This window comes from Methylobacterium litchii, from assembly GCF_038442315.1.
GTDB lineage: Bacteria > Pseudomonadota > Alphaproteobacteria > Rhizobiales > Beijerinckiaceae > Methylobacterium > Methylobacterium litchii.
Genome location: NZ_JBBXMY010000011.1, coordinates 138,498 through 156,298, shown reverse-complemented (window position 1 = coordinate 156,298; position 17,801 = coordinate 138,498). Strand labels below are relative to the sequence as shown.

General features: G+C 71.3%; 17 protein-coding genes. 4 read left to right on the top strand and 13 right to left on the bottom strand.

The window, feature by feature from the left end; all coding sequences use genetic code 11:
- Nucleotides 1-47: 47 nt before the first annotated feature.
- Nucleotides 48-503, bottom strand: a complete 456-nt coding sequence (cueR, locus tag AAHF99_RS19390; protein ID WP_342166109.1) for a Cu(I)-responsive transcriptional regulator — start codon at nt 501-503, stop codon at nt 48-50.
- On the bottom strand, nt 500-2,956 hold the full coding sequence (locus tag AAHF99_RS19385; protein WP_342166108.1) for a heavy metal translocating P-type ATPase: 2,457 nt from the start codon (nt 2,954-2,956) through the stop codon (nt 500-502). The genes cueR and AAHF99_RS19385 overlap by 4 nt, the downstream gene beginning before the upstream one ends.
- Nucleotides 2,957-3,074: 118 nt before the next feature.
- Here AAHF99_RS19385 and AAHF99_RS19380 point away from each other — a divergent pair, with 118 nt between their 5' ends.
- Nucleotides 3,075-3,677, top strand: coding sequence for a glutathione S-transferase family protein (locus AAHF99_RS19380; RefSeq protein ID WP_342166107.1), 603 nt, complete (start codon nt 3,075-3,077; stop codon nt 3,675-3,677).
- Here AAHF99_RS19380 and AAHF99_RS19375 read toward each other — a convergent pair.
- Nucleotides 3,668-4,915 (bottom strand): ATP-binding protein, encoded by a 1,248-nt coding sequence (locus AAHF99_RS19375; RefSeq protein ID WP_342166106.1) that lies wholly within the window; start codon nt 4,913-4,915, stop codon nt 3,668-3,670. The two genes, AAHF99_RS19380 and AAHF99_RS19375, sit on opposite strands and share 10 nt — an antisense overlap.
- Before the next feature lie 15 nt (nt 4,916-4,930).
- Nucleotides 4,931-6,034, bottom strand: coding sequence for a lysylphosphatidylglycerol synthase domain-containing protein (locus AAHF99_RS19370; RefSeq protein WP_342166105.1), 1,104 nt, complete (start codon nt 6,032-6,034; stop codon nt 4,931-4,933).
- Nucleotides 6,035-6,246: 212 nt separating this feature from the next.
- Here AAHF99_RS19370 and AAHF99_RS19365 point away from each other — a divergent pair, with 212 nt between their 5' ends.
- Nucleotides 6,247-6,540, top strand: a complete 294-nt coding sequence (locus AAHF99_RS19365) for a type II toxin-antitoxin system RelE/ParE family toxin (protein ID WP_342166104.1) — start codon at nt 6,247-6,249, stop codon at nt 6,538-6,540.
- A gap of 2 nt (nt 6,541-6,542) precedes the next feature.
- Entirely contained in the window at nt 6,543-6,833 is a 291-nt protein-coding gene (locus AAHF99_RS19360; RefSeq protein ID WP_243953735.1) for an addiction module antidote protein, read from the top strand.
- On the opposite strand, the gene AAHF99_RS19355 is transcribed toward AAHF99_RS19360, so the two are convergent.
- From AAHF99_RS19355 to AAHF99_RS19315, 9 genes are read right to left on the bottom strand one after another with little or no spacing between them, the layout of a single operon-like run.
- On the bottom strand, nt 6,814-7,455 hold the full coding sequence (locus tag AAHF99_RS19355) for a uracil-DNA glycosylase (protein ID WP_342166103.1): 642 nt from the start codon (nt 7,453-7,455) through the stop codon (nt 6,814-6,816). The genes AAHF99_RS19360 and AAHF99_RS19355 overlap by 20 nt on opposite strands.
- Nucleotides 7,445-8,203, bottom strand: coding sequence for a PIG-L deacetylase family protein (locus AAHF99_RS19350; RefSeq protein WP_342166102.1), 759 nt, complete (start codon nt 8,201-8,203; stop codon nt 7,445-7,447). The genes AAHF99_RS19355 and AAHF99_RS19350 overlap by 11 nt, the downstream gene beginning before the upstream one ends.
- 3 nt (nt 8,204-8,206) lie before the next feature.
- Complete coding sequence (locus AAHF99_RS19345; protein WP_342166101.1) at nt 8,207-9,445, bottom strand: glycosyltransferase family 4 protein; 1,239 nt, start codon at nt 9,443-9,445, stop codon at nt 8,207-8,209.
- A gap of 10 nt (nt 9,446-9,455) precedes the next feature.
- Nucleotides 9,456-10,325 (bottom strand): sugar phosphate isomerase/epimerase family protein, encoded by an 870-nt coding sequence (locus tag AAHF99_RS19340; protein ID WP_342166100.1) that lies wholly within the window; start codon nt 10,323-10,325, stop codon nt 9,456-9,458.
- Nucleotides 10,322-11,908, bottom strand: a complete 1,587-nt coding sequence (locus tag AAHF99_RS19335; RefSeq protein WP_342166099.1) for a YcaO-like family protein — start codon at nt 11,906-11,908, stop codon at nt 10,322-10,324. Before AAHF99_RS19335 ends, AAHF99_RS19340 begins: the two co-directional genes overlap by 4 nt.
- Before the next feature lie 50 nt (nt 11,909-11,958).
- Nucleotides 11,959-12,954 (bottom strand): Gfo/Idh/MocA family protein, encoded by a 996-nt coding sequence (locus AAHF99_RS19330; RefSeq protein WP_342166098.1) that lies wholly within the window; start codon nt 12,952-12,954, stop codon nt 11,959-11,961.
- The gene (locus tag AAHF99_RS19325) at nt 12,954-14,135 is read right to left on the bottom strand and encodes a class I SAM-dependent methyltransferase (protein WP_342166097.1); all 1,182 of its coding nucleotides are present in this window, start codon (nt 14,133-14,135) and stop codon (nt 12,954-12,956) included. The genes AAHF99_RS19330 and AAHF99_RS19325 overlap by 1 nt, the downstream gene beginning before the upstream one ends.
- 58 nt (nt 14,136-14,193) lie before the next feature.
- Nucleotides 14,194-15,120, bottom strand: a complete 927-nt coding sequence (locus AAHF99_RS19320; protein WP_342166096.1) for a hypothetical protein — start codon at nt 15,118-15,120, stop codon at nt 14,194-14,196.
- Complete coding sequence (locus AAHF99_RS19315; protein WP_243953727.1) at nt 15,120-16,310, bottom strand: inositol-3-phosphate synthase; 1,191 nt, start codon at nt 16,308-16,310, stop codon at nt 15,120-15,122. Before AAHF99_RS19315 ends, AAHF99_RS19320 begins: the two co-directional genes overlap by 1 nt.
- Nucleotides 16,311-16,644: 334 nt before the next feature.
- Between AAHF99_RS19315 and AAHF99_RS19310 the strand changes: the two genes are divergently transcribed.
- Nucleotides 16,645-17,754 carry a transglycosylase SLT domain-containing protein gene (locus AAHF99_RS19310; RefSeq protein WP_342166095.1) on the top strand — a complete coding sequence of 370 codons (1,110 nt, stop codon included), beginning with the start codon at nt 16,645-16,647 and terminating at the stop codon, nt 17,752-17,754.
- Nucleotides 17,755-17,801: the final 47 nt, after the last annotated feature.

The following is a 17,801-nucleotide window of genomic DNA, read 5'->3' as shown; positions in this document are numbered from 1 at the left end:
GAAGGGTCGTCCGTGAAGCCCGAGCAAGCCGGAGGCCAGATGCGGCGTCAACCCGCGAGCGGCCGCCGCACGGGCTTCGTCCCCCGCGCAGGCGGAGGCGTGCCGGCAGCCAAGTCGTCGAGGATCGGGCAATCCGGCCGCTCGTCGCCGCAGCAATCGGCCGAGAGCCGTTCCAGGCTGCGCGCCATCCCCTCCAGGGCGGCGATCCGGCGGCGCAGCTCCGCGATCCGCGTCTGCGCGATGGCCTTCACCGCCGCGCTCGGGCGCTCGCGGTCGCTCCACAGAGCCAGCAGTTCTGCGATGGCCTCCACGTCGAAGCCGAGATCGCGGGCGCGGCGCACGAAGTGCAGGGTGCGGATCTCGGCCTCGCCGTAATGGCGGTAGCCGGCCGCCGTGCGCGCGGCCGGCGGCAGCAGGCCCCGTGCCTCGTACCAGCGGATCATCTTGGCCGAGACGCCGGTGAGCCGGGCCGCCTCGCCCACGGTGACGGTGTCCTCGCTCATGCCGGCCTCGGCGCGGCGCGGCGCAACCGCAGGGCGTTGCAGAGGACGAACAGGCTCGACAGGGCCATCGCCCCCGCCGCCAGGATCGGCGAGAGGGACGGCCCGCCCAGCGGCACCAGCAGCCCCGCCGCGAGGGGGATCAGCGCCGTGTTGTAGGCGAAGGCCCAGAACAGGTTCTGCCGGATGTTGGCCATCACCGCCCGCGACAGGTCGAAGGCGGCACCCAGAGCCTCCGGCGCGCCGGACATCAGCACCACGTCGGCACTCTCGACCGCGATGTCCGTGCCCGTGCCGATGGCAAGGCCGACATCCGCCTCCGCGAGCGCTGGAGCGTCGTTCACCCCGTCGCCCACGAAGGCGACCGGCCCATGCGCCTGCCGGAAGCGGCGCACCGCCTCGGCCTTGCCGCCGGGCAGCACGCCCGCCGCCACCTCGTCGATGCCGAGGCGCTGGGCGACCCCGGCGGCCGCGCCGGGATCGTCGCCCGTCACCATCGCCACGATGATGCCGCGCCCGCGCAGGGCTGCGACCATCTCCTTCGCACCGTCCTTCACCGGATCGGTGACGGCGAGGATCGCCGCGTGCCGCCCGTCGAGGACGAGGTGGACCGGGCTCATGCCGGAAGCAGCCCACTCCCCAGCCCGCGCCATCAGGCCGGCATCGCGGGCGACGCCGAGGCGATCGAGATAGCGTGGGGCGCCGACGGCCACCGCGCGGCCCTCCACCCGGCCGGCGACGCCGAACCCCTCGACGGCCTCGAAGCCCTCCGCCTCCGGCAGGTCGAGCCCGCGTCCCCGCGCCGCCGCGATGATCGCCCCGGCGAGGGGGTGTTCGGAGCGGCCTTCGAGCCCGGCCGCGAGGCGCAGGACCTCGTCCGGGGCGAGGCCGGGGACCGTCTCGCACGCAGCGAGCGTCGGGCGCCCTTCGGTGAGGGTGCCGGTCTTGTCGAGGGCGACGACCTTCACCCCCACCAGCGCCTGCAGGGCAGCGCCGTCGCGGAACAGCACGCCGCGTTCCGCCGCCCGGCCGGTGCCGACCATGATCGCGGTGGGGGTCGCGAGCCCCATGGCGCAGGGGCAGGCGATGATCAGCACCGCCACCGCATGGACGAGGGCCGGACCCAGCGCGGGCGCCGGCGCGAAGAGCATCCAGGCGAGGAAGGTGAGGATCGCGAGGCCGATCACCGCCGGCACGAACCGGCCGGTCACGCGGTCGACCAGGGCCTGGATCGGCAGCTTGCCGCCCTGCGCCCGCTCGACCATGGCGGCGATCTGCGCGAGCACGGTCGCGGCGCCCACCGCACCGACGCGCAGGTCGAGGCTGCCGCCGCCGTTGAGCGTGCCGCCCACGACCTCGGCCCCCGGCGCCTTGCGGACGGGGGCGGGCTCGCCCGTCACCATGCTCTCATCGACGCGACTCTCGCCCGCCACCACCGTGCCGTCTGCGGCGATGCGCTCGCCGGGGCGCACCCGCACCACGTCTCCGACCTTCAGGGACGTGAGGGGAACCTCACGCTCGCCACCGTCGCGGATCACCCGCGCCGTCTTGGGCGAGAGGTCCATCAGCCGGGCGATGGCCTGCCCGGTGCGTCCGCGCGCCCGGGCTTCGAGAGTCCGCCCCAGCAGGATCAGGGTGACGATGACGGCGCTCGCCTCGAAATAGAGATGCGCCGCCCCCTCCGGCATCGCCTGGGGGGCGAGCGCCGAGATGAGGGAGTACAGGTAGGCCGCCCCCGCCCCGAGGGCGACGAGGGCGTTCATGTCAGGGTGGCCGCGCAGGAGGCCGGGAATGCCGGTGGTGAGGAAGCGCCGCCCCGGCCAAGCCAGGACGAGGGTCGCCAGCAGGGCCTGGAGCAGGGGCAAGGCCGGCATCCCGTGGCCGACGACGTGGCCGCCCATGTCGAGGACGACGATGGGCGCCGCAAGCAGGGCGGCGACGATGGTATCCCGCCGCAGCGCCCGCGCCTCGGCCTCGCGCCGCTCGGCCTGATCGACCTTGGCGGCCTCGTCCGGCAGCAGGGCCGTGTAGCCCGCCGCCTTCACCGTCGCCGCGAGGTCGGCGGGGGCGACGACGCCCTCCCCGTGCCGCACCAGCGCCTGCCCGGTGGCGAGGTTGACGCTCGCCCCGGTGACGCCGGGCACGGCGGCAAGCGCCCGCTCGACCTTGCCGACGCAGGAGGCGCAATGCATCCCCTCGATCGGCAGCATGGTCTCGGCGACGGCCACGGGGTAGCCCGCCTTCTGAAGGGCGACGGCGACCTCGGCGGGGGCATGCCCGCCGGACAGCGCGAGGCTCGCCCGCTTGGTGGCGAGGTTCACCGAGACGTCGCTGGCGCCGGGAAGCCCGGCCAGCACGCGCTCGACCCGCGAGACGCAGCCGGCGCAGGACATGCCCTCGACGGGCAGGTCCAGGCGGGTCTGTCCGGGCACGGAGGAGGAAGAGACGGTATCCATGCCCCCTCAGATGGACCTTCCCATCGTGGGAAGGTCAAGGGGTGGTCTTGTGCCGGCTTGACCGCAACCCGTCGAACTCCCGAACTGAAGCCGGCCGATTCGGCGCGAGGGACCCGCGATGCAGCCGCTGACGATCTACGGGAATGCGGGCTCTGGGAACTGCCTGAAGGTGAAATGGGTCGCGGCCCATCTCGGCCACCCCTTCACCTGGGAGGAGGTGGACGTGCCGGCCGGCGGCACGCGCACCCCCGCCATGCTCGCCCTCAACCCGGCCGGGCGGGTGCCCTTCGTGGTGCTGCCGGGCGGCGAGGTGCTCTCCGAATCCAACGCGATCATCGCCTATCTCGCGGAGGGCTCGGCCCTGATCCCGCAGGCGGCGCTCGCGCGGGCGCGGATGCTGCAATGGATGTTCTGGGAGCAGTACAGCCACGAGCCGTACATCGCCGTGCGGCGCTACCAGCTCCATTACCTGCACCGCGACCCGGCGGAGCTCGATCCGAAGCTGAAGGAGCGGGGCGAGGATGCCCTGCGCCTGATCGAGACGAGCCTCGGCGGCGGGCCGTATCTCGCGGGCGAGGCGCTGAGCCTCGCGGACGTGGCCGTCGTCGCCTACACGCGCATGGCGCATGAGGGCGGGTTCGATCTCGCCCCCTTCCCCCGCATCCGCGCCTGGATCAGCCGCGTCGAGGACGGGCTCGGGATCGGGCCGTATCAGGGCTGATCCGCGCCCGGCCGGTACTCGGGCAGGCTCACGCGGGCGACAGTCCCCTTCCCGATCTCACTCTCGATGCTCAGCCGCCCCCGGTGGCGCCGCAGGGTGTGCTTCACGATGGCGAGGCCGAGGCCCGTGCCGCCGCGCGCCCGGCTCGACGCGACATCCACCCGGTAGAACCGCTCGGTCAGCCGGGGGATGTGCTCAGGGGGGATGCCGGGGCCGTCGTCGGAGACGGTGAGCACGATGCGCGGCCCGTGCCGGGGGTTCTGTTCGTGCGCGAGGCCGACCACGATGGCGCCGCCGCCATATTTCCCGGCGTTCTCGATGAGGTTCTCAATGACGCGGGTGAGTTCGTCGGCATCGCCCTGCACTGGGTAGGGGCCGTCCCCGTCCGTGAGCGTGACGCTGGCCCCACGCGCGGCGGCGAGCGGCGCCTGTGCATCGACCATCTGACGGGCGAGGCCCCCGAGATCGACCGTGCCGGTCGGGGCGACGTGTTCGCGCAATTCGATCCGCGAGAGCGACAGCAGGTCGTCGATCAGCCGCCGCATCCGCTGCGCCTGGACGCGCATGATCTCCAGGAAGCGCTCCCGCGCCGCCACGTCCTCGCGGGCGGGGCCCTGCAGGGTCTCGATGAAGCCGAGCAGTGAGGAGAGGGGCGTGCGCAATTCGTGGCTGGCGTTGGCCACGAAATCCACCCGCATCGATTCGAGGCGGTGGGCCGAGGTGAGGTCGCGCAGAAACAGCATCGCGCCGGGGCCGGAGCCATCCGGCATCTGCAGGGCGCCGATCTGGATCTCGAAGGTCTGCTCCAGGGGCACGCGGGTCCGGTAGGTCACGCGCTGCGGCGGGCCGCCGCTCAGCACCGCTTCGACCGCGTCGGTGATCTCGGGGTTGCGGAGGGCGAAGGCGAGCGGGTGCGACAGGTGCAGGGCCGGCAGCATCGCCCGCGCGGCGGGGTTGGCCTCCAGCACGCGGGTGCGCCGGTCCACGAGGATCACCGGGTCGGGGATGTGGGCGAGCAGCGCCTCGGCCACCGCGTGGCGCGGGGTGCCCGCGACGGGCCGGGTCGGGGGCTGCGCCCGCCGCCGGCCCGCGATCAACCCGCCGAGGAGGATGGCGGCGAGGGTGCCGAGCACCGTGACGATGCCGAGGTTCCGCTCCCAGGCGAGGAGCAGGAGGATCGATCCGCCCGCGATCGTCGCGCCGCTCCAGGCCGCCGGCCTCCGGGGATCGTCGATCACGGGTCGGTCTCCCGGTCAGCCTTCGCGCTGATCCGGCCAGGGCTTGCCGGAGGGGCCGGCGGTGCCCTCGGGCGGGACGGGCGAGCGCTCCTCCCGGTCGCGGGCGCCGCCCGCGCGCTTCACGATCTCGTACAGGCCGAGCATCGCCAGGGCGACCACGAAGGGCACGACGTAGTAGCAGCCCCGGAACAGCAGCAGCGAGGTCAGCACCTCATTGCGCGGCAGGCTCGACAGGGCGAGGAGGATGGTCGCCTCGAACACACCGATCCCGCCCGGCGCGTTGGAGGCGATGCCGAGCATCGCGGCCAGCACGTAGATGGCGAGGAAGGTGGTGAAGGCGATGCCCGTCTGCTGCGGCAGGAGCACATAGAGCACCGCCGCCGCCGCGCAGACATCGCCGATGCCGACGATCATCTGGCCGATGGAGACGGAGGCGCCGGGCAGTTCGAGCCGCCACTGCTTGACCGTGACGCTGCGGCGCTTCGCCGAGACCCAGGCGAGGTAGCCGAGCACGGCGAGCAGCGCCGCGAAGCCGACGCCCTGGTTCAGCCGGATGGAGGTGAAGGCGAGCCCGGCGAGCTGCCCCGCCTCGATGATGAGGGACAGGCCCAGCACCACGCCCATGCCGAGCCAGAAGGTGAAGCCGGCGATCACCGTGAGCGCGGCGATCTTCGAGGCGGAAAGCCCCTGGCGGGCATAGATCCAGTAGCGGATCGTCCCCGCCGTCAGCAGGGGGAAGCCGAGGGTGAAGCTTACCGCATAGCTCGTGAACGAGGCGAGCGCGGTGATGCGGTAGGGCACCTTGATCCGCAATTGCCGCAACGCCAAGGCATCGTAGCCGGTGAGGAAGATGTAGCTGATGCCGACGAACAGGAAGGCGAGGCCGAGTTGCCGCGCGGACGCATTGTGCAGGGCGTCGGTCACCTCCGCCCAGGACACGCTCTGCACGAGCTTCCACAGCACGCCGAGGGAGACGGCCACCAGGACGATGCTGGCGGCGGTGCCGATCCATGCGAAGCGGTTGCGGCTGAAGCTCATCTTGCCCGCGTCGCCGCGCTTGGCGTCCTCGACCGGTTCGGCCGAGGCGACATCATCCCGATGTTGCCCCTGAAAATTCATGCCGATCGGCGTCCGTCCCCTCGCGCGCGGGCCGGACGGGTTCGAAGCCCCATGCCGGATCATCCCGGACCGCGGCCCGTCGCCCGCCATGTAAGCCGAACCGGCGGTGATGGCCAGCGAGGCCGTATGCAATCCGCAGAAACAAGAGGTGATGGCGGGATCAGCACGGCGCGCCCCCTTGCGAGCTTGTAGCTCAAAAGCTACATCGCGGCATGACGACGACGATCCGGCAGACACGCGTGTTCTCCGCTTGGCTGGCGGACCTGCGCGATGTCCAGGGCAAGGCGCGCATCAACGCGCGGATCCGGCGGCTCTCCCTGGGCAATCCCGGCCAGCACCGCGTTCTGCAGGGTGGCGTCGCCGAACTAAAGATCGACTACGGCCCGGGATATCGCGTTTATTACACGCAGCGCGGCGAGGAACTGGTGATCCTGCTTTGCGGTGGAGACAAGCGGACGCAAACTCACGACATCGAGCGGGCGATAAGCATGGCCGGGGAGGTCTGACGATGGCACTCGACACCACTGTCTGGGACGTGGCGGAACACCTTCAGGACGAAGCCGCCATCGCCGCCTATATCGAAGCCGTGCTCGAAGACGGAGATCCGGGCCTCGTCGCGGCCGCCATCGGCGACGTCGCGCGGGCGCGCGGCATGGCGCAGATCGCCCAGGAAACGGGTCGCTCGCGGGAAAGCCTGTATCGAGCCCTGTCCGAGAAGGGCAATCCCCAGCTCGATACGCTGATCGGCGTCCTGAAAGCGCTCGGATTGCGACTGAGCGTCAAGCCGGCGAGCGCCTGATCTCCCTCCGCAGCATAACCGCCGCCTCCGCGAGGCCCCGCCGGATTCGAGCCGGCACCTCGGGCGAGGTGCAGACATAGGTCGGGCTCGGGTGCGGGATGGTGATGACGGGCAGCCCCGGCCGTAAGTCCGCCAGCGCCGGGGCGCACTGGCCCGCGACGCGCCCGGCGAGGATGACCACGGCGAGGCGCGGCAGCAGATCGAGGAGCGGGGCGAGGTAGCGCTCGGCCTCCCGCGCCTCGCTCCGGCGCGGGGCGCGGTTGAGGGCGCCCGGCGCGTGGATCACCCAGGGGACGGCGTTCCAGATCAGCGTGTCGGCGCGGGGGAGGTTCGCCTCGCGCAGGAAGCGGAACAGGTTGGCGGCCGTGCCGTTCGCGCTGTCGCGGGTGACGAAGCCGGCGCGCAGCACCATCGGGCCGGGCGTTTCGAGAAGCAGCAAGAGCCGCGCGTTCACGCCCCCGTCCATGGGGTCGGGATCGGGGACCGGCGCGCCGCGCTCGGCGGCGATCCGGCGGGCGAGTGCCCGGATCGGGGCGACATGGGGCAGGAATGCCATCTCGCGCCTTGTGGCGAGGGCGGCCGGGTCGGCGAGGCTCTTGGGGGCCTCGAGCTCAGGCCGCATCGGCGAGGGGGAAGGGCTGAGGCAGCGTCCCCGTGAGGCGGTAGCGCTCGGTGCCTGCTTCCCGCGCTAGGCGTTCGGCCAAGCCGTCCCGCCCGCCGAACTGGAAGCCGATCTGGCTGGCATAGGCGGCACACGAGGCGAGCTTCCTTGCCTGCGCCTCCGTTTCGAACGCAAAGGCCCGCGCCGGCAGATCCGCGAAGAGCGGCGCCAGGGGTTCCTTCGGGGTCGCCTCGCGCACCGTGTAGGGGAAATCGCGCCACCACAGGATCGGCGCGGCGGGGGCGAGGCTCCGCAGGGCGCGCACCAACTGGACATGATCGACATGCCCGCCCACCGCCTGCGGCGCGAGGAGGAGGTCGGGCGACTCGGCGGCGATGAGGTCGGCCAGCGCCGGGGCGATGTCCCGGTCGATCGCGTCGTCCGCCCGCACGTCGGCGAAGAGTTCGGGCGCGCAGGCGTAGCCCCGGTGCGGCGCCTCGCGGAACGGCAGGTGGCGGGGCGCCGCGAGGCCCAGGGCCTCCGCCGCCGCGTCGTCCTCGGCCCGGCGCAGAGCCATGTAGTCGATGTCGGGGGCCAAGCCCTTGTCGAGTTGGCAGGCCAGGGCGAAGCCCTGCGGCGCGGGCACGCTCTGCGTGAAGATCGTCGCCATCACCACCCGCCAGCCCCCGGCGGCGAGGGTGGTCAGCAACCCGCCCGCCGAAAAGACGGCGTCGTCGAGATGGGGCGAGAGTGCCAGCGCGGTCGGCATCGGTCAGAGCAGGTGCGGTTCGGCGCGGAAGCGGCAGGACGGGTCGAAGGGCAGGTCGTCGGGCACGTCCTGCGAGGGGTGCTCGCGCAGCACATCCGCGTAGAGGCCCATGATCTGCGCCCCCACCGCCCGCCAGGAATAGACCCGGCGGCACTCCTCCAGCCCGGCGGCGGCGATGCGGTGGCGAAGTTTCGCGTCCGTCACGATCCGCGTCAGCGAGGCGGCGAGCGCCGGGATGTCGCCGGGATCGGTGAGGAGGCCGTTCTCCCCGTCCCGCAGGCAATCCGACACGCCGACCGCGTGGCAGGACACCACGGCAAGCCCCGCCGCCATGGCTTCGAGGATCGTGTTGGAAAACCCCTCCGCATAGGTCGGCGAGGCAAAGACATCGGCCTCGCGGTAGAGGGCGGGCACGGTGTCGTACTCGGCATAGCCGGTGAAGCGGATCGCCTCCGGCCCGAAGCCGCGTTCCTCGGCCAGCGCCTTGGCCGGATCGACATCGGGGCCGATGCCGGAGATCGTCGCGGTGAAGGGCGTGCCCTGTTCGCGTAGGAGCGTCAGGGCTTCGATGAAGTCGAGCACGCCTTTCCGGCGGTCGACGCGGCCATGGTAGAGCATCCTCACCGGGCCGGAATGCGCCTCCGGCAGTCCGTCCGCCGTTCCTTGCGCGAACCGGGCGGTGTCCACCGCCCCCGGCACGATGGTGAAGCGGGCGGGGTCCGAACCCAGCCGGTCGCAGACCTCCTTCACGAAGGAGGTGCCGCCGATCAGCAGGGCGTTGGCGTGGTCGAGGACGGCGCGCATGCCGAGGCGGTGCGTCTCGCAGCACGAGCCGACCCAATGGCCGTCGCCACCCTGGATCGAGACGACGTTCGGCACCCCGAGCCGCTTCGAAGCCAGCAGCACGGCGTAGCCGGTCGGGTAGCCGTATTGGGCGTGGAGCACGTCGAAGGGCCGCTTCGCGTGCTCGGCGCAGATGGTCTCGATCATCGTGGCGATGTCGCGCTCGAAATCGCCGCTGGTCTGCTCGCCGACCTGCTCCAGGCCGATCACCTTCACCCCCGGCACGGACGGGGGCGGGCCGCCGCCATAGACGCGGGTGCCGAAGGCGTCGCCCCGGTACTGCGAGACCATGGTGACGTCGTGCCCGGCGGCGACGAGTTCGCGCAGCAGGTTCTGGGCGTAGACGCTCATCCCGGAGATGGCCGGGAAGTAGCGGCGGCTGAGGAAGAGGATTCTCATCGGGTCGTGCTCAAAACTGCCGCCGCGTCTCCTGCCCTGCGGCGACGACCGGACCCGGCCGGCGGCAGGTGCGCAGGAAGTCGAGGGCTTGCGGGATCATCACGTCGGCGCGGTGGCTCTCGCGGGAGAGCTCGACGCAGATCAGCTTGCCGTAGCCGACTTCCTCCAGGGCTTCGAGGACGCCCGGCACGTCCATGTCCCCCTCACCGAAGGGCAGGTGGATATGGCTGCCGCGCTTCATGTCCTCGATGGCGACCGTGCCGATCCGGTCGGCGAATTCCCGCACCGCCGCCGCCGGCTCGCGCTCGCCGGTGACGAGGCAATGACCGGTGTCGAGGGCGAGCTTCAGCCCCGGAATGGCGAGGGCGGCGTAGTCGTCCAGCGTCTCGATCAGCATGCCGGGCTCGGGTTCGAGGCAGGGCACCACGCCCGCCTCGTTCGCGAAGGCGGCGACCTCCGCGAGCCCGTCCCGCAGCCAGCCCTTCGCCTCCTCGCGGTCGACGCCGGGCTTGGGCACGCCGGCCCAGAACGAAACCGCCTCGGCCGAGAGCATCGCGCCGATCTCGCAGGCCCGCTTCAGGAAGCCGACCCGCCGCGCCCGGCCCGCCGCATCGGCGGTGACGAGGGTCGGCTCGTGCTTGGCGGTGGGGTCGAGGAGGAAGCGGGCGCCGGTCTCGATCACGCAGGCGAGTTCGAGCCTTTCCATCAGGCTCGCGATCCGGCCCGCTTCCGCCGACCAATTCTCGGCGAAGGGGTCGAGATGGTGGATGTCGAGCGTCAGGGCCACGCCGTCGTAGCCGGCGGCCTTGATGAGGTGCAGGGCCTCGTCCAGCCGGTGGTTGGCGGCACCGTTGGTGTTGTAGGCGAAGCGAAGCGTCATGCCGCCCTCCCCTTCCGTTGCTGCAACCGGAACGGCGCATGGTGCGATTCCGGTTCGCGGTACAGGGGATAGTGGCGCCCGACGATGCGCTCAGCCAGCGCCACGTCGAACAGGGGCTGGCCGCCGAACCGCTCCAGGGCCTCCGGCGTCAGGCGGACGGGGCGCAGGGTCTCGCTCTCCTGCCCGAACTTGATCAGCGGGTGGTCGCGCTCGATGAGCTTGCGCGTGTTGCGCTCGCCGATGCGGTAGTAGCTCATGGTCTCGACTTCGAGGCCCGGCACGATGGCCTTCACCACCCCAACGCCGCCGCCATGGGGCGAGCAATCGACGTAGAGGACGTCGAAGCCCGCTTCGAGCAGCCGGTCGCAGGCGATCTTGCCTCGGGCATGTCCATCCTCGGCCGGCGTCGAGGGCAAGTCCGAGAAGCGCTTGGTGGCGCGTTCGGAATAGACCGTCTCGGAGAGCACCGCCCGCAAATCGGCCTTCGGCATCTCGATCCATTCGAGCATGGCTTGCAGCGCCCGTCCCTCTTCGAGGTCGAGGCTGGGGAGCGCCTTCTGAATGAAGGCATCGACGTAGCCCGGCGGGGTGACGGTGGAGGCGAGGTCCAGCGGGCCGTGGCCGAAGGTCTTGCGCACCCGCGCCGCCTGGAATTCCAGCAGCGCCTTGCGCAGGGCGCGGTCGCGGTCGGGATCGCAGGCCTCGCCGCAGGCCGAGAGGGCGATGGGCGCAGGCGCCCGGTCAGCGTCCTCGTCGTAGCCGACGACGTAGAGGTTCGTCAGGCCGAACTGGTCGGTGGCGAATTTCGGGAGCGCCCGGATGCCGAGGTCCTTCAGCCGGGCGAGCATCGCGGCGTTCTCGGGGCCGATCCCATCGAGGTCGAGCATCACCCCCTGGTCGAGGGCGCGGAACAGCAGGCCGTTGCCGTCGCGCTGAAGGAGTTCGAGCACGCCGTGGCCCAGCGCGAAGGGCACATCCGGCCCGGCGCCGAGGCCGTTGGTGATGAGGTTGGTGAAGGGCTGGTAGCCCTCGGACAGTTCGAAATAGTCGGTCGCGGCGATGTCGAGGGGCATCAGCACGATCTCGCCCGTGGCGTGGCGCACGGTCGGCGTCCATTCGAGCACGCTGCCGCGCCCCACGGGGAAGCCGGCGGGGAGGCACAGGGTCAGCGGATCGGCCACCGAGTTCGCGCCATAGACCCGCACGAGGTCGTCGTAGCTCGCCCGTTCCTTGGCACGGGGCAGCACCGCCAGCGAGGGCATCAGGTTCTCGGCGATCTCGGCGACGGCGCCGATCAGCGCCTCATCGTCGGTGGCGCCGTAGCCGATGCCGGACGGCATCGCGCCGACGAAGAACGGATCGTCGAGGAACAGGGCCACGAACCAGACCGGCACGCCCGTGCGGTCGAGGGGCGCCAGGGGGAAGCCGACGATCTTCCCCTCGGGCAGGATGTCGAGATAGGCGCGCACGGGATCGGGCAGGCGCTCGGGCAGGCCCTCGATGGGGCGGGCACCGCCGAATGGATAGGAGCGCGGCGCCTTCAGCTTGGCGTGGCGGGCGCGTTCGTCCTGGGTCTCGCTCACGTGATCAGTCCGTTTTCTTCTTTGTCGTCATCGCATCGCTCGCGGTGACGTCATGAATTGCCATAGGCCCGCGCCACGAGGCGCATCGTGTGCAGGTCGCGGGCGGCGCTGTAGGCGGCGCGCTCCGGCGGGTTGCGGAGCGCCGCGCCGAACGCGCGGACCTGCTCGGTGAAGGGCGAGGCGTCGCCGTCGAAGGCGACCGGCGTGGTGCGGCCCGTGGCGCCGTCGTGGAAAACGAGGCTGCCGCCGGGCGTCTGGCCCATCGTGTTCTCGGCGACCAGCAACCCCTTCGTGCCGACGATCTCGAGCCGGCGCCGGGGCAGCGCATCGGGGCAATTGTAGGCAACGTGCAGGCTCGCCAGCGTCCCCGCTTCGGTGCGCCCGATCAGCAGGGCGCCGTCATCGACGGCGTAATCCTGGACCTTGCTCTGCGTCAGGGCCGTGATGTCGGCCAGCGGCTCGCCCAGCAGAAAGTCGATCAGGTCGATCCCGTGGGGGGCGAGGTCGATGAGGGCGCCGCCGCCGGCCTGGACGGAATCGATCCGCCAGTTCGGCTGCCCCGCCGTCGACCAGTCCCGCCCGAGCCAACAGGCATAGACGATCCGCACCGTCGTGACGGTGCCCAGCACCCCCGAGGCGATGCGCTCACGGATCGCCCGGTGGGCCGGATGGTGGCGCTGATCGAAGGCCGTGCCGTAGAAGATTTTTTCGGATTCGACGGCGCGGGCCATGGCCTCCGCATCGGCGAGCGAGGCCGCCATCGGCTTCTCGCAGAGCACCGCCTTGCCGGCCCGCGCCAGGGCTTCCACCGCCTCCCGGTGGAGGTGGTTCGGCGTGGCGATGTAGACCGCCTCCACCTCCGGGTCGGCGAGGAAGGCGGCGAGGTCCGCGTGGGTCCGAGCGCCCTCGGCGGCGGCGGCCTCGCGGCAGGCGGGGTTCGGGTCGCAGACGGCCACCAGCCGGTGCCCCGCCTCGCGGATGCCCGGCGCCATGTAATCGCGGGCGACCCAGCCGTATCCGACGATGCCCCAGCCGACCGGTGCCATCACCACCGCTCCGGCAGATCGACGAACTCGCGGACGCGGACGCGCTTGGTCTCGGGGGCGTCGATGCCCCCGCCATAGGTCAGGCGCTCCGGCCCCGGCGAGCGCATCGGGTATGTCACGCGCGGGCCGTACTCGGCCGCATACCGCTCGGACGGGAAATGGATGGCGAAGTCGTTGCCGTCCGGTCCGTAGAGGGGGTTCAGCGCCAGCGGGGTGCCGGCCTTCGGCAGGGTCAGCCCGTCCACGACGGAGCGCGGAGCCGGGCGCATCCCCGGCCCGGCCACGACGGAGAACGCCTCGCAGCCGCGCAGGTCGCCGGCCTCGTGCGGGATCGGCGCGCGGGCCTCGGCGAGGGAGCGGGTCAGTTCGTCGTCGTCGTAGACGAGGGCGTCGGGGAAGAGGTCGCCGATGTCCTCGACGCTCACCGCCTTGCCGGCGGAGAAGCCGGGGCAGTCGCGGTTGTGGATGTGGCTGAGGGCGAGCCAGCCCTCGTCGCCCGCCATCTGGCGCAGGTGGTCGAGGACGCGCGGTTTGTCGTCGAGGAAGTAGAAGGCGTCGTTGCAGACGACGAGATCGACCGGCGCGCCGGGAACCGGCCAATGCGGCGAGTTCGCATCGAAGCAGACGAGCTGCGCCTTCTCGCCGACCACCCAGTGCCGGGCGACCCAGAGCTTGGCGAAGACCACGTCGGCCCCGGAGACCTTGCAGCCGCGCCGCGCCAGTTCGCGCAGGTAATGGCCGATGCCGCAGGCGAATTCGAAGACGCAGACGGGATCGTTCCAGTGCGCCTCCAGCATGGCGAGGCCGGCGAGATAGGTCGGGTCGCTCCAGCGATGCAGGAAGTAGTCGCCCACGCGGCCCCAGCCGAGGAGGCGCACGGCGTCCCGCAGGGTGGCGGTGCGGCGCTCGCGAATGAGGGTGATCAGGTCGGCCGAGTCGGCGGGCGGCCCGTTCCACCAATCGTCCTGGTCGGCGAGGATCGCGCACAGGGCCTCGTCCGGCTCGCCCCCGTCGAGATGAGCGAGCACCCGCTCGACCAGCGCTTCGCGGCCGACGCGCAGGTAGGGGATGCCGTCGATGACCGGCCAACGCTCCCCGGTCTCGACGTCTCGCAGGGCATGCGGGGCGTCGGGCTTGAGGGCGTGGCCGGTCGAGGGCGAGACGAGGGGAAAGGGTATCATGGCGCTCACGGACAGGATCGGCAGATGGGCGCGGGCGCCCGTCGATCAAGCCGTCGGCTCAAGGGATCCGCATGTCGCGCAGGACCCTGTCATGGAAACCCTTCACCGGCCCGGCATGGACCAGTTCCATCTCGTCCAGCACCGTCCCCATGGTGAGGGAGGCCGCCCGCAGGTGCTGGGCGATCTGCAGCACCCGGTCGATGCAATCGGCCGCGTGGAAGGCGCGGCCCTCGGCGGTGGAATCGTCGGGCAGGACCGCGCGGGCGCGCTCGACCTCTGTGCGGAGGTCCCTCGCCTCGTCGAGTTCGCCGAGCGCCCAACCGGTCGAAACCGCCATGATCGGTAGGAGGTGGTCGCCGAGCAACATCTCGCCGGTGAAGCCGGCATCCGGCATCGCCGCGTTGTGGAAGTGATGCGCCATCGCCGCGAGGAACACCGTCGTCGGGTCCGCCCGGTAGAACGGCGCGAGACACACGCCGTACACCGCCACCATCAGGCAATGCTCGGCGTGGTTCTCCGGCGGCTCCAGCAGGATGCGCGGCTTGCCGGGGCAGGTGACGCCCGCCCGGGGCTGGGCGGCGAGCGCCCCGACGAAGCTCGGCACAAAGCCGGCCTCGGGCTCCTCGCCGGGGGTGAGCCGAGCCCGCAGCCGGTCGCGGAGGGCGGGATCGAGGGCGCCCGTCACCTCGTCGAACCCCGCGCGCAGCACCGTCGCCGCCTCGGCCTCTGAAAGGCCGGCGGCGGTGAGGAAGGCGGCGTCGAGGTCGGTGAGGCGGGTGGCGGCGAGCGCCGTCGCGGTGATGTCGAGGGCGACATCCTCCGCGCTGGCGCCGCCCGTCAGCATCGACCAGCCCTGCGCGAACAGGCGCTCGGCGATGGTGCCCTGGCGCCCGGCGGACCGGACGCGCTTGAGGTCGTTGAGCTCGACGAACAGCTCACGCAACTCGGCGGGTGCGCTGGCGCCCGCCGCTGTCTCGCTTGGCATCAGTGTGCGCCGAGCCAGTCGAGGAGCATCTTCTCCTGCTTGCCGAAGGCGTGCTCCGGCCCGTGGCCGTTCTTGACCATCGGTGCCTTGAAGAAGGTCGAAAGCTGCTCCTGCACGCCGCCGTCGCCGCGCTTCTTGGCGAGGTCGAGGACGCGGGCGATCTCGATCACGAGCGGGGCGGCCAGGATCGAGTCCTTGCAGAGGAAGTTCACCTTCACCTGCATCCGCTGGCCCATGAAGCCGGTGATGTCGATGTTATCCCAGGCTTCCTTGTCGTCACCGCGCGGGCGGTAATAGTGGATGTGCACGAGGTGGTCCTCGACCGGGTAGCCGAGGATCGAATCGAGCACCGTGCCCTTGGTGTTGAGCTTCGACTGCAGCGAGTTCGGGTCGTTGAGGGCGAGGCCGTCGCGGTTGCCGAGGATGTTGGTGGAGAACCAGCCATCGACGTGGAGGGCGCGGGCCTTGAAGGCGGGGGCGAGCACCGTCTTCATCATGGTCTGGCCGGTCTTGCCGTCCTTGCCCGCCACCGGGACGTTGAGGTCCTTGGCGAGTTCGAGAAGCGCCGGCACGTCGGCGGCGACCGACGGGGTGAAGTTGGCGTAGGGGATGCCGCTCTTGATCGCCGCGTAGGCGTAGAGCATCGCGGGCGAGATCGCCTCGTCGCTCGAATCCAGCCCCTTCTCGAAGGCGGCGGTGGAGTTCAGCGTCGGGTCGGAGAGGTCGGGCCAGCGCTCGGTGGAGGCGAGGTTCACCACCACGACCTCATCGAGATTGCTCTCTTTCTTGAAGCGGTTCAGGTCGTTGGCGATCACCGAGACCGCCTCGCGGTGGTCCTTGGCGACGATGCGGTTCTGCCCGTCGATGTTCTTGCAGAACTTCGCGCTGCCGACCGCCGGCCACGGCACGATGCCCTTGAGCACCTGGGCGCCGTTCTCGATGTCCTCCCGCGACAGCACGCCGTGACCGGCGGCGGCGGAGGCGAGGTCGTCGCTGTTCAGGTCCCAGCCGCCGAAGACGAGGTCCTTGTAATCGGCCATCCCGGCGACCGGAACGCCCGCGAGCGGCAGACCATCGAGCCGGTTCGAACCGGACTTGATCATCTCGATGCCGGCGATGGCGGTGGTGGCGACGGCGCCCCCCATGCCAACGATGGCGACGCCGACGCGGCGACCGGGCTGCATGCTCATGGGAAACTGGTGTCCTTGTGAGGACGCATGACGCGTCCGGGATGGAAGGTCGAACCTCCGGCGCCCGGGTTGCGGGCCCTACCCAACTGGTCCCTGCGTGCTTCGTTCCAAGACCGGCTGCGACATCTTGCAACTGTCACATGCCTGCGCCGCTCCGATTCCCGCCCTGCGGGCCGCTTCGCAAGGGTTAACGCCGCCGGGGGCCTGCCACGGTCCAATCATCTGGTCGTCCCATTCTGGTCACGGCCGGCGTCGATAGAGCCGGCCGCCCGACGCCACCCGGCCGCCAGAGCCGGGGCCTTCGGGGGAATGCACAGAACAAGAGGACCTAAGGATGGGGGTTTTCCCGGAGCCGGCGCGTTGCGCCGACGACGTGGGCGGACTCATGCTCGCGACGACCACGCGCACCCGGCGGCAGAGCCGCTCCCGTGCGACCTGCGCCCTCGCGCTCGGCCTGCTGGCCGGTTTCGGCCTTCCGCAGGCGGCCATCGCGCCGGCCTTCTTCGTCCCGGCCGCCCAGGCCCATGACCGGATCGAGTCCAGCCCTAAGACCGAGACCGCCCTCATTGCCGCCCCGCCGACCGAGGCTCGCTCCGCCTGGAACGGCCTGCCCTTGCCGGAGCAGGACCCGCCGACCACGGACCTCATCGCCGACAACCTCGCCACCCTGCCGCGCGTGACGCAGGAAGACGGCGAAGACGCCGTGCGCTTCGGCCAGCGCAGCGTCCCCCTGAAGGTGGTCGACACCATCGTGAAGGCCTCCGAGGAGGCCGGCGTCGATCCCGTCTACATGATGGCGCTCGCCGACAAGGAATCCAGCTTCGACACCGACGCGAAGGCGGCGACATCCTCCGCGCAGGGCCTGTTCCAATTCGTGAAGGCGACCTGGCTCGAACTGATCCGCGACTTCGGGGCCCGCCACGGCCTCACCGAAGAAGCAGCCTCGGTGAAGGGCAGCGGCCCGGCCATCACCGTCGCTGGGAGCATGAAGGATCACGTCCTCTCCCTGCGCAACGACCCCCGCGTCGCCGCCCTGATGGCCGCCGAGCTGATCAAGCGCGACCGCGACCGGATCGAGGCCCGCGTCGGCCGTCCGCTCTCGACCACCGAGATGTACCTCGCCCATTTCCTCGGCACGGCGAGCGCGGGCAGGTTCGTGTCCCTGTCGAGCGAGAAGCCCGACGAGACCGCCGCCAAGGCGTTCCGCTCGGCGGCGAAGGCGAACCGCAGCCTGTTCACCCAGACGGAGGGCGGCAAGCGCCGCCACCTGACCATCGCCGAGTTCCAGAGCCGCATCGAGGACATGATCGATGCCCGCCTCGCCCGCTACAGGGGCGTGACGGCGGTGGCCGCCGCCGCCGATACCGGGGCCCAGCCGGAGACCGAACCCTCCGCGCCGCGCCGCATCGAAGTGACCGAAGCCCTGCCGCCCGACGCGGAGTAAGCGGTCGGCGCAACGCCGGCGCAGGAACGCCCCGGCACGCACCGCGT